The following is a 13009-nucleotide window of genomic DNA, read 5'->3' on the forward strand; positions in this document are numbered from 1 at the left end:
GTGCAATTGCAACCGCGCGACTCTCACAGCAAAAAGGAGCCTCCCCCGTTGAGTTCGGAGGAAGCTCCTATTGTTCTGCCTTCTTATACCCCCGGCTCTGCTGGAGGCGCTGTCTGCAGGAAGATCGTCTTCACGACCGTCGTTGTCTTGCCTAGCTTGTTAGCCGCCGTAAATGTAAAGACGTTAGCCCCTTCCTTCAGCTGCACTTTCTTACTGAAGGAGCCGTTCCAATCCACGTTAATGAGCACGTCGTTCAGATACAACTGCGGTCTGCTGTCGTTCTTATCGGTTACGCTGCCCGTTAATGTAAACTCAGGATTGGTTGTTGTTTCTGGCGCATAGCCAACAACAAGAGCTGGACCTTCTACTGTGAAGGTAATCGTCTTCGTCACGGACGTCGATAAGCCCGCGCTGTTCACCGCGCGAATGACGAAGGTATTCACGCCTTCAGTCAGTGTAACTTCCTTCGAGAACGAATTATAATAGCTGTTTGAAATAATTGCTTCATCATTCAAGTAGACGGTAAATCTGCTGTCGTTATCATCGCTCACAGAACCGCTGATTGTGATCGTGTTGGATGTCGTTGTTGCAGGGATATCATTCACTTGCAGCACAGGTCCGCCAGGAACGTACTTAATGACTTTCGTTACGGTCGTCTCTTTGCCGATCTTGTTCACAGCTTTAAATACGAACGTATTCTCATTGTCCTTCAAAGTCACCGTCTCTGAAAATGATCCATCATAGCCTGCCACATATAACTTCTCACCGTTCATATAAACGGTTGGATAGCTGTCATTCTTGTCCGACACGCTTCCTGTTATCGTAACTTCCTTCAGCTTGCTCACATCTGGCGCTTTCACTTGCAGCACAGGAGCCCCGACACTGAATTCGATGCTCTTCGTCACCTTAGAAGACTTGCCAGCTTTATTAGTCGCGCGAATCGTAAATGTATTCACACCCTCCTTAAGCTTAACCTCTTGGGAGAATGCACCGTTGTAGCTCGCTACGTACAGCTTCTCATCGTTCAAGTATACCGTTGGATAGCTGTCATTCTTGTCTGTAACCGTACCGCTGATCGTGATCGTCTCGTTCGTTGATACTGCCGGAAGATCATTCACACGCAGTACAGGACCATCGGCGTTGAATGTAACCCTCTTAGTAACAACCGTCTCTTTGCCATTTTTGTTGACCGCTTTGAATACGAATGTATTCTCGCCGTTACGGAGCGTGTACTCTTCTGAGAAGCTGCCATTGTAACTGCTGACAGATACCTTTTGATCATTAATATAGAGCGTTGGATAGCCATCGTTCTTATCCGTTACCGTACCAGAAACCGTCAGCTTCTCATTCGCCGTTTGCTCTGGTATGGAGTTCACTTGGAGGTTAGGACCTCCCGCATTGAACGTGATCGTCTTCGTCACAACAGTGGACTTGTCCTGCTTATTAACTGCGCGAACAACGATCTTATTCACGCCTTCTTGCAGCTTTACTTCCTCCGAGAAGGAACCGTTGTAGCTGGATACAGACACCTTCTCATCGTTCAAATATACTACTGGATAGCTGTCATTCTTATCCGTTACGGTACCGCTGATCGTAATCGTTTCTTTTGTGGTTGTCTCTGGCACATCATTCACTCTCAATTGAGGGCCATCGATCTGATAAACGATCGTCTTCGTTACGCTCTTCTCTTGACCACTCGGCAGCTTCGCTGTAATCGTGATGGTATGACGACCTTCTTCATCCAGCTTGTACAGCTCTTTAAAGCGGCCATCGTCCACCTTTACAGCTGAACCGTTAATGGTCACCTTCGCATTGCGGCTAGTCGATCCTTCAACCGAGAAGGTTCCGGTCGTAGTCTTCTCAGGTACACTCACTTCCAGCTTCAAGCCTTCTCCTTGATCATGAGAAGAATCCTTGATTACTCGATAGAGGAGCGTGGCTACTTCCGCACGCGTAATCGGATTCTCAGGACGGAATGTGCCGTCTTCATAGCCTTGGATGAGTCGATTTTCAGTCGCAATAGCTACATAGTCTCTTAGGTTATAGGAAATGCTGTCTACATCACTAAAATTGCGGTCGAGTATGTATGGATCTTGTAAATCATCAGGCGTATAGCCCAACACCTTTACGAGCGCCACTGCTACATCTTCACGAGTAGCTTTCGTAGCAGGACTAAAGAATGGCTTTCCTTTAGGCGGATAGTAGCCTGTAAGAAATTCCTTCGCTGCCTCGACATATTTAAAGGACCAACGATCTCGCTGCACATCCGAGAATGACGGAGTATCCACATCCACCAGATCCAACGAAAACGTGACAGAGATCAGCTTAGCGAATTCCTCCCGCGTGATTGGTTTCTCTGGTTTAAATGAATTATCTTGATACCCGCTGATATACCCCTTCTGAGCCATATCATAAATAGCATCATTCGCCCAGTGGTTCTGGACATCAATAAACACGATGTTCTGATTAATAACGCTGCCGTTATCCGCAATTGCCGCATTGCCCGCCGCATATACTTGCGGAGCAGCTGTCATCATCAAGACAACAAGCATGAACATGACTAATTTTTTCATTGCTCTCATCACAGTATCCCCTTCTAGTAGGTTATAAGTCCTATATATGAGTATAATAGAATACTTTCATATATTCTACAGCGATTCAATATTTAGGGTGGAGGAAATAGAGAACAGGAAAGCCCCTCTTCAGCGGACTCTGCCGGAAGACGGGCCTTCCTGATCAACGTTCTATAGAATCATAGCTTTAATAATCGCAATTCCTCGTCAGTAAAGACTCGCGAACGAGTAAGAAACCGCCGTCCCTCAGGTCCCTCCAGCGAGAACATGCCTCCTCGGCCTGGCACTACATCAATAATAAGCTGAGTATACCGCCAATACTCGTACTGCGCTGCGCTCATGTAGAAGGGGGATCCTCCAATCTCACCAAGAAGTACATCATGTTCACCGAGCATGAACTCTCCTTGAGGATAGCACATCGGGGAGCTGCCATCGCAGCAGCCTCCTGATTGATGAAACATGACTGGACCGTGCTTCGTCTTCAGCATCTCGATCAGCTCTAAAGCAGCGTCAGTGGCAAGCACCTTCTGAACATCGTTCGTCATACATCCGGCAGCCTCTTAAAAGAATCCGAGAGCATTAGGGCTGTAGCTGACTAGCAGGTTCTTCGTCTGCTGATAGTGCGCGAGCATCATCTTGTGGTTCTCGCGGCCGATACCGGAGGACTTATAGCCGCCGAATGCCGCGTGAGCCGGGTAAGCATGATAGCAGTTCGTCCATACGCGGCCAGCTTGAATGTTGCGCCCCATACGATATGCGGTTGTCATATCGCGTGACCATACGCCTGCGCCTAAGCCATAGAGCGTATCGTTCGCGATAGCCAAAGCTTCCTCTTGATCCTTGAAAGTTGTAACGGCAACGACTGGGCCGAAGATCTCCTCTTGGAAGATACGCATCTTGTTATGACCCTTGAGCACGGTCGGTTGAACATAATAGCCGTCTTCGAAATCGCCCTCCAAGATCGCTCTACCCCCGCCAATCAGGCATTCTGCGCCTTCCTGCTTGCCGATATTCAAGTAGCTCAAGATCTTCTCCAGCTGCTCCGTCGATACCTGCGCACCGATCATCGTCTCGGTGTCGAGTGGATTGCCCTGCTTAATCGCCGCTACCCGCTTCAAAGCTCTGTCCATGAATTGATCATAGATCGACTCTTGGATCAGCGCGCGCGACGGGCACGTGCACACTTCACCTTGATTCAAGGCAAACATAACAAAGCCTTCGATTGCCTTATCGAAGAACGCATCATCCTGAGCGCATACATTCTCAAAGAAGATGTTCGGCGATTTGCCGCCTAGCTCCAATGTAACCGGAATGATGTTCTGGGAAGCATACTGCATGATTAAGCGGCCTGTCGTCGTCTCTCCGGTAAAGGCAATCTTCGCAATTCGGTTGCTGGAAGCGAGCGGCTTGCCTGCCTCAAGTCCGAAGCCGTTCACGATGTTCACGACACCTGGCGGGAGCAGATCTTCGATCAGCTCCATTAGCACCATGATCGATGCAGGTGTCTGCTCAGCCGGCTTCAACACTACGCAGTTGCCTGCGGCAAGCGCAGGAGCAAGCTTCCACGTTGCCATCAGGATCGGGAAGTTCCATGGGATGATCTGCCCAACAACGCCAAGCGGCTCGTTGAAATGGTACGCGACCGTATCATGGTCGATCTGGCTGAGCGCGCCTTCCTGCGCGCGAATGCAGCCAGCGAAGTAACGGAAATGATCCACCGCGAGCGGCAGATCCGCTGCCATCGTTTCTCGTACTGGCTTGCCGTTGTCCCATGTCTCCGCAACGGCAAGCACTTCTAGATTGGCTTCGATCCGATCGGCAATCTTGTTCAGAATCAGGGCGCGCTCAGCAACAGAAGTGCGTCCCCATGCGTCCTTCGCTGCATGTGCAGCATCTAAAGCAAGTTCAATATCTTCTGAAGTAGAACGAGGAACCTCACAGAAAGGACGATTGTTTACAGGTGAGACGTTCTCGAAGTACTGTCCATTAACCGGCGCCAGCCATTGACCGCCTATAAAGTTCTCATAGCGCTTCTTGAATGTGATCTTTGATCCAATCTGTCCGGGTTGTGCATAGATCATGAATCGCAGCCTCCTTAGAAATGGTTTCACATATAGTACATAGCAATAACCATGCCATACCCGTACATGTGGCTGCGCCCAGCTTGCCTTTGAGCGCTTTATATCTATTGTGCTGTTCTGGAACGACAGCAGTGTTTCATATTGGAACACAATGGATCGTATAAATGAATAACTGGGGAAATAGGAGGCCCTTAATGTACTTAATTTAAGTTGATCATGGGGGTGTTCATGTTGCTGGAGCTCGGTTCATACGATCTGTCCGCATATGCCGAGAAGTCTCGGAGGCGTTGTCATACCTATGGTATGAAGACAAATGACCCATTCGATGACCGCATCCTATCAGGCAATCAAATCCTAGAAATTGTGAAGCAGCATCAGGTTATGGTAAAGCATGCAGAGCAAATATTGGAGAAGATGCATCATGCTATTAAGCAGACGGGACAAATCGCCCTGCTCATAGATGCTGAAGGGCATATTATACACGTCGCAGGCGACCCCGCCTTTGCCAACCGTGCCGAGATGGTGCAGCTTCAAGTAGGCGCCAACTGGAACGAGCGAAGGAAGGGTACGAACGCGATTGGCGTTGCGTTGATAGAGCAAGTGCCGGTAAGCGTGCATGCGGAGGAGCATTACTTCGAGGCTAATCACTTTCTAACCTGCGCTTCCGCCCCGATCTTCAGTCCGACCGGTGAATTGCTGGGTGTGATCAACATTAGCGGCAAGCAGGAAAATTACAGCCCACATACGTTACTGCTCGCCACTATGGCATCAGACTCTATTCAGAATAGACTCCTCCTCGAACAATCTAAGCACTCGCATCTCATCACGTTGAAAGAGTTAGACTATACCGTACAGCAATATCCGCTGCCGCTGCTCTCACTCGATTCTGATAATCGAATCATTCGTGCCAATCAGGCTGCGCTTCGTATTGTCGGAAAAGATGCGGTTGGCAAACCATTTAACGGCGCTAAAGGCTTTACGATCGACACGATCAACGACTCTCAGCATAAGGTATGGCGTTCCATCGCCATTCAGAGGCGGATATCGAATGAGCATAACTTGTACACCTTCCAAGATATTGCCGGAACATGCCCAGCACTTCTGCAGAAGAAGGGGTTGTCGCAGAAGGCAGCGTTGACCGATTATCCCGTGCTGCTGCTTGGTGAGAGCGGAACAGGCAAGGAATTGTTTGCCCAATCTATACATACGTCCAGTTCTCGATTAGCGCAGCCCTTTATCGCCTTGAATTGCGGTGCAATTCCGGACAACTTAGTCGAGAGTGAGTTGTTCGGCTATGAACGCGGTGCGTTTACAGGCGCCAATCGAGAGGGCAGCATTGGCAAGTTCGAGGCCGCCCATAAGGGGACTCTATTCCTCGACGAGATAGGCAACATGTCGCTGCGTGCGCAGGCTTCCCTGCTAAGAGTACTGCAGGAAGGCACCATCACGCCGGTCGGCAGCACGAAAAGCAAGCGAATTGACGTGCGTATTATAGCAGCGACTAATAAGAATCTGCAGGAGGAGATTAAGGCGGGTACGTTCCGAGCCGATCTATACTATCGGCTGAAAGGAATATTGATTACCCTGCCGTCACTCCGCGAGAGAAGCGATATCATGACGATAGTCGCACATCTCCTGCAGAGGCAGCAATATCCGTCGCTCTCGCTGACGACCGCGGCTGAAGCCAAGCTAAGGAGCTATGCTTGGCCAGGCAACATTCGCGAGCTTAGCAGCGTCCTCCTGCAAGCCTCATTTCTTGCCGAAGGCGGCCCTATCGGAGCCGAGCATCTGCTGTTGGAACATGAGGAGCAAGTCCCGGAGCAAGCTCCATTGAAACAAGCAGCCCCCTCCATTAAAGAGGCGGAGATAGCCGCGATCAAACAGGCGCTGCATCTAACCGGCTGGAATCTGAGCAGGGCTGCCAGCCTATTGAAGATTGGCCGAACGACGTTGTACCGTAAGCTGGAGGAGTACGGGATCGCATTGATGTAATAAAGTGATGGATAAGCGGTGTAATTTGTTGAAACGGACAGAGGAGCCCTTATTCCTTAAAAAAAGCAGCATATTGGAGGTTTGGCGGACACAGATGCCGTTATTTGCTTCGGTTCGATCGAAAATAGGCTGATTTGTCACAAATAACGGACGTACGGTCCGCGAGGATGGCAAAATAGCCGTGTTGGCTGCAAATAGCGGATCGTGTGTCCGCAGCCCTATCATCATCTGGTAGAGGCGATGGAAATATGCAATGTAATCCGCTGAACGGACAGAGGGGCCGTTATTTTCTAAGAAAAGCAGCATATTGGGAGTTTAGCGGACACAGAAGCCGTTATTTGCTTCGGTTCTATCAAAAATAGGCCGATTTGTCACAAATAACGGACGTACGGTCCGTGGGGATGGCAAAATAGCGGTTTTGGCGGCAAATAGCGGATCGTGTGTCCGCAGTCCTAGCATCATCTTGTGTTTGAGGAGAAGTATACTTCGTTATAACAAACAGACTACCTCCTAATTATAGGAAGTAGTCTGTTTTTGAATAGATTAAACTGGGTTTACTCATTATGCCAAATGACGGCCAGAGTGCCTTCGCCCGCGTGGACAGCAATAGTAGAGCTTATCTCGCCGATTACGATATCCAGGCTTGGGAAGCGGCTTTTCATTTCTTGCTTGAATGCTTCTGCTTTCTCTTTCACATTGCCATGCATAATTTGCAATTGACGAATTGTGTTCCGTTGATACGCTTCTGCGAACAATTCAATCATTCTCAAGTACGCTTTCTTCTCTGAGCGAACTCGTTCGAACAGTTCGAATGCTCCTTCGGAGTTAACTCGAATAACGGGTTTAATTCGAAGCAGAGACCCTAGCAGGTACTGAGTGCCTGTCATTCTACCGCCTTTATAGAACTGCTCCAGACTGCCTAACACGATATAATTTTCCGACTTATTAGCCTCTTGACGCAATACACCTGCAATTTCCTGGCAATCCATTCCTTCCTTGGCCATCGCGATGCCCTTGTACAGCAATGTTGTGATCGCATAAGACATCGACTTCGAATCAACGACCTCAACCTGGAAGGAACCCATCTCTGCGGCGGATTGGCAGCAAGCTAGTGTTCCACTTAGCTTCTCAGATACGTGAATAGCGATTGCACAATCATAATCAACACTTAGACGTTCGAATAATTCAGCAAATCTACCAATAGGCGGCTGCGACGTCTTAGGTATGACTGTCTCTTCTCGAATGCGTCGATACAATTGCTCTGTAGTTAGATCAATACCATCTTCGTATGCATGGTTGCCAAATATAATCCCTAGGGGCATAACGAAAACATCTGGGTTATCCTTTAAATCAGCAGGAATATAAGCCGTACTATCTGTGATCCAAGCAATCTTTTTTGTCATTGAGCTCCCATTTCTATTGATTTGACATATGATGTATGCTGAGAAGGCTCACATAAGCTATAAACACTTCATACACTTGATAAGCGTTATAGATCTCAACACAATTGCTCACCATTATATCATTCGCCATAGTAAAGATAAACGCAAATTATCCATGCTGCTAGAAAGTAACTATGCCGCTGCAATATACCAAAAAGAGCGAACACCCCGAGAGGCGTCCGCTCCTTGCAGCCTAAGCTATTATTCAATTCTGAGACACTACCTACTTTTTGTGCGGCATTGCCGATGCAACTACATTGACCTATGACTGACTGACGGCAGTTGATTTGTTTTTCTTCGCGATGCCGATAAAGACAACTAGAGCAATCATCAGTATCTCAAATCCATATTTAATGACCGGGTTAGTGAAGAACTGATCCAGTAACGGTTCGTTTACAAACATCTTGGCGGATGTCCAGCCTAATACACCAGATCCAACAAAAATGACCCAAGGAAATCTTTCGATCAGCTTCAGCACCAACGTGCTGCCCCATACAACGACAGGAACAGAGATCATCAATCCTATGATCACGAGTACAATATGTCCTTCTGCCGCACCTGCTACTGCAAGCACGTTATCAAGTCCCATGGCAGCGTCAGCGAAGATGATTGTTCCAATGGCTGCCCATATATTGTTCTTTGCCTCAATATTATGTTCTTCATGATCTTCGGTAACGAGTTTAATCGCGATCCAGAGCAGCATCAAGCCGCCTATAATGAGCAATCCAGGAATCTTGAGCAGATAAACTACACATACCGTGGCAATGATACGAATGATGACTGCACCCGCCATCCCCCATATGATTACTTTCTTCTGATCTTTCTTCGGAATATTGCGTGCGGCCAGCCCGATTACAATCGCATTATCACCCGCCAACACTAAATCAATAATGACGATTGACAATAGGCCAGTCCAGAATTCAATACTGAATATATCCAATCTAAACATCTCCTTGATATGGTATAACGTTATATAAGTTCTGTGACCTATAACTTAAAACTTCTTGTTTAAAGATCATACTCTCAATATAAAGAGACCTCAACCCAAGATGGACTGAGGTTTCTTATTCAATATGAAGCTATCATGCCATAATGTACGCTATACAAGAAAATACGCCTTTGAATCAAGTTATCCTAGGTTTTTTCAGAGACATACTATTATATTACAAATCTTCTATCTCCTCAATACTCCCTATTATATCTTATGCCAAGTGCATGGACAAGGTTTTCGGAATGATTAATCCGCTAGAGCGGTTCACCATCATTTACTAGCTGCCAAGCAGCCTAATATAACCTGGCCCCTATAACTTATAGAGCTTCTGGTGTATCCAGCGGCTCAGATCTTGACACTTTGACGGCCGTGATCCGCATATCATCAACATTTTCCACTTTAAAATGGAACCCGCTGTACTCCATGACAGGCTGCTCATCTTCATTCGGGATCCGATCCAATAGACCAATCAAGAAGCCGCTTAATGTATCATACTCATCCAGTGGAAACTCCACATCCAGATAGTCCTTGAGATCGCGCAGATTCGTTCCCCCATTGATCAAGAACGTATCTTCATCAAGCTGTTCAATCGACTTCTCTTCTTCATCATGCTCGTCAAATATGTTGCCCACGATCTCTTCGACTAAGTCTTCTATCGTCACGATACCCGCCATGTCGCCATATTCATCGATCGCAACTGCCATATAGACTTTGTCTTTTTGCATCTCTTTATACAGGTCGTCTATGTGCTTCGACGCCGGAATAAAGTAAGGTTTACGAATAATATCCTTCAGCGCGAAGTCGTTCTCACTACTCACGCTCGCATCCATAAATTGAAACATATCCTTAACATGCAAAATACCTTCAATATGATCTGCATCATCTACGTATATCGGGTATCGGGAATATTTTTCAATATTAATAATCTTCACGACTTCCTGCAGCGAAAGGTCAATCGGAATGCTGACTACAGCGCTGCGATGTGTCATGATATCGTCTACTGTCTTATTGTCGAACTCAAAGATGTTGTTGATCACCATCTTCTCCGTCTCTTGAATCGTACCGTTCTCGTTACCGACATCGACCATCATCCGAATCTCTTCCTCGGTTATTTCTTCCTTATTATCATAAGGGTCGACTCCGAACAATCGGACAATCAAGTTCGTCGAATTGGTCAGCAATTTAACGAACGGAGCGGCAATCTTCAATAGGATCGTTAATGGCAACGCGACAAACATCGCGATCGGCTCTGACTTCTTCATCGCCAAACGCTTAGGTACAAGTTCGCCTAACACTAACGTGAAATAAGACAGGATAAGTGTAATGACAATAACCGCGATCGACTCCAGAACGCCCAGTGCGATAGGCACTCCTGCCTCATAGAGCATCATCGCGATCTCGCTTGCAAAGCTCTGGGCTGCAAAGGCGCTCGCCAGAAATCCCGCAAGAGTAATACCAATTTGTATAGTGGCTAAGAAACGGCTCGGTTCGCTCAGAAGGTTGTGCAGCAGCCGGGCTTTCTTGTGCCCTGATTCCGCCATCGCCTTAATCTTATTATCATTCAATGAGATCAACGCGATCTCAGAAGCCGCAAAAAACGCATTCAGCAATATGAGTATCATTAGTATCAATATTTCTGTAAACAAGTTATTCATCCTCCATCGTAATTTTAGGTCATCGTTATTTCCAACTCGCTGTTAATTACTTAACTGATAGAGGATCTAATTCCGTCGATAATAGCTCGTTTTCCAGACATATTTGATCGTACGCCAACCGCATAATGCCAATAGCCTATCGCCCGCATCCTCTGGCCCATCGTCCATCGTCTTAGTCACCTCCTTGAATGATCCATTCCTTACATAAATCATTATATGTTCAGATAACGCTGTAAGTAAAACCACCTATTACGCTATATTTACCCCTATTATTCGAAAATGTAACTTCCATGTCCGCAGCACTTCTTCGAACGCGTTAAAACGGGAAGAACAGAGGCAGCACAGCAACCATAGCTATGCCCATCACCAGCTGCAGCGGCAGCCCGACCTTCAGGTAATGGCTGAACTTATATCGGCCAGCCGACATGACCAGCGCATTAGGCGGCGTCGAGAACGGAGAAGCGAAGCACATGCTCGCTCCGATCGATACCGCGAACAGGAATGGATACGGACTGACTCCAAGCTGTATCGCAGCGTTAAGCGCAATGGGCGCGAATAGTACAGCACAAGCTGTATTGCTGATGAACATCGTGAGTATTGACGTCGTGAAGTACACACCTGCGAGTAGAGCGAGCGGCCCATAACTGCCCAGTGAATTGACAAGTCCTTCTGACAGCAGTGCGGCCGCCCCTGTCTTCTCAATCGCGATTGACATCGGGATCATTCCGCCGATAAGCACGATGCTTTCCCAGTTGACCGTCTTATACGCTTCGTCCATACTGCGGACGCAGCCGAATATAACCATCAATACAGCCGCGATCATGACCGAAGCCACCGCAGGGACGATCTCGGTAACGAGCAATAGGACCATCAGCAGCATAATGCCGGCTGCTATCGGCGCCTTATTGTCCATCGTTACCTTGCGCGATTCTTCAAGCGGCTGTCCAACGACGACGACATCAGCCTGCTCCGCAGCCAGTAAGGCGATATCCTTCCACGTCCCCTGAATGAGCAGAGCATCGCCGAAGCGCATCTTCTCCTCTTTCAAATTATGCAGCAGGTACTGCTCCTTCCGCTGAATCCCCAGAATGTTGATACTATACTTTTCACGAAAGCCGGAGTGCTTAATGAGTTGACCAATCAGCCTCGAGTTAGGCGTCAGCATAACCTCTGCGATACCTACGTCGCTGGTAGCATACTGCTCCGCATTGGCTAGCTGCTTCTTCTCTGAGGCCTGGCGATCGAGCAGCTCCAGCTCATACTGTTCAATAAACGGCTCTAACTGTTCATAGGACCCGTTAATATATAAAATATCTTCTTCCTGAATCACGGTGTCCGGTCCGGCTATTTCTTGATTAATCGTCTTGAAGAACTGGTTCTTGGTCGATATCTTGCGGCGAATCTCGATGACGTTCAACCCGAATTGTGCGGGGATATCGAGCTCTAGCAGCGTCTTCGAGCGAATAGGGGATTCTGCTCCCACTTGAACACGAAATAGATTCTGCGACAGCTGATACTTTCGTGCAAGTTCCTTAAGCGAATGTCCGGTGCGCTTCTTGCTGCCGCCTTCTTCATTCTTAGGTAGAAATCGGCGCAGAAATATGAGCGAAACAATGCCAACAGCGAGACAGACTAGTCCAATCGGTGTAAACGAGAAGAAGGACAGCGGCTCGTAACCCGCATTGATCAGCGTATCCTGGATCACCAGGTTAGGCGGTGTTCCGATTAAGGTCAGCATGCCGCCAAGGCTGCTGGCGAAAGCAAGCGGCATCAGCAAGCGGCCGGGATTAATCTCTGCATTCATAGCTAAACTGACGACGATCGGCATCATAACGGCCACCGTTCCTGTATTACTGACGAACGTGCCGAGCGCCGCCGTAACCAGCATCACCATGATCAGCAAGCGCGTTTCATTCTTCCCTGCGAGCTGCAGCAGCTTACGGCTCGCCATCTTGGCCAAGCCAGTCTGAAATATGCCTCCTCCAACTACAAACAAGCCGACCATCATAATGACAACCGAACTGGAGAAGCCTGACAGCGCCTCGCTGGGCGTCAATATATTCGTCAGCATCATCACGATTAAGGCGCCAATCGCAACAAGATCCGATCGTACTTTACCTGAAATAAACAATGCTGACGCTGCTGCTAATATGATCAGCGTCAACAGCATTGGTCCGTTCACAGTTAATTCCCCCTCTACGATGTAACAGACTATGTTCTATGTTACGATACCTGGATCACGTTATCCTGTAACATGGATTACATGGAAAGAGCC

8 protein-coding genes are annotated in these 13009 nt (G+C 47.8%); 1 reads left to right on the forward strand and 7 read right to left on the reverse strand.

Annotation, left to right across the window (positions count from 1 at the left end; all coding sequences use genetic code 11):
* Nucleotides 1-83: 83 nt before the first annotated feature.
* The 3 genes from ACXX53_RS13860 to adh all read right to left on the reverse strand — a co-directional run bounded on the left by ACXX53_RS13860 (nt 84) and on the right by adh (nt 4654).
* Entirely contained in the window at nt 84-2582 is a 2499-nt protein-coding gene (locus tag ACXX53_RS13860; RefSeq protein WP_458569238.1) for an S-layer homology domain-containing protein, read from the reverse strand.
* A gap of 170 nt (nt 2583-2752) precedes the next feature.
* The gene (locus ACXX53_RS13865; protein ID WP_458569239.1) at nt 2753-3118 is read right to left on the reverse strand and encodes a DUF779 domain-containing protein; all 366 of its coding nucleotides are present in this window, start codon (nt 3116-3118) and stop codon (nt 2753-2755) included.
* Between the two features lie 15 nt (nt 3119-3133).
* Nucleotides 3134-4654, reverse strand: coding sequence for an aldehyde dehydrogenase (gene adh / locus ACXX53_RS13870; RefSeq protein WP_458569240.1), 1521 nt, complete (start codon nt 4652-4654; stop codon nt 3134-3136).
* Nucleotides 4655-4870: 216 nt separating this feature from the next.
* Here adh and ACXX53_RS13875 point away from each other — a divergent pair, with 216 nt between their 5' ends.
* Nucleotides 4871-6646, forward strand: a complete 1776-nt coding sequence (locus ACXX53_RS13875) for a sigma-54-dependent Fis family transcriptional regulator (protein ID WP_458569241.1) — start codon at nt 4871-4873, stop codon at nt 6644-6646.
* Nucleotides 6647-7200: 554 nt separating this feature from the next.
* On the opposite strand, the gene ACXX53_RS13880 is transcribed toward ACXX53_RS13875, so the two are convergent.
* The 4 genes from ACXX53_RS13880 to ACXX53_RS13895 all read right to left on the reverse strand — a co-directional run bounded on the left by ACXX53_RS13880 (nt 7201) and on the right by ACXX53_RS13895 (nt 12916).
* Nucleotides 7201-8049, reverse strand: coding sequence for a DegV family protein (locus ACXX53_RS13880; RefSeq protein WP_458569242.1), 849 nt, complete (start codon nt 8047-8049; stop codon nt 7201-7203).
* Nucleotides 8050-8350: 301 nt separating this feature from the next.
* On the reverse strand, nt 8351-9028 hold the full coding sequence (locus ACXX53_RS13885; protein ID WP_458569243.1) for a TerC family protein: 678 nt from the start codon (nt 9026-9028) through the stop codon (nt 8351-8353).
* Nucleotides 9029-9396: 368 nt separating this feature from the next.
* Nucleotides 9397-10725 carry a hemolysin family protein gene (locus tag ACXX53_RS13890; protein ID WP_458569244.1) on the reverse strand — a complete coding sequence of 443 codons (1329 nt, stop codon included), beginning with the start codon at nt 10723-10725 and terminating at the stop codon, nt 9397-9399.
* Nucleotides 10726-11050: 325 nt separating this feature from the next.
* Entirely contained in the window at nt 11051-12916 is a 1866-nt protein-coding gene (locus ACXX53_RS13895; RefSeq protein ID WP_458569245.1) for an SLC13 family permease, read from the reverse strand.
* Nucleotides 12917-13009 lie beyond the last annotated feature (93 nt).

It is taken from the genome of Paenibacillus marinisediminis (assembly GCF_054343325.1).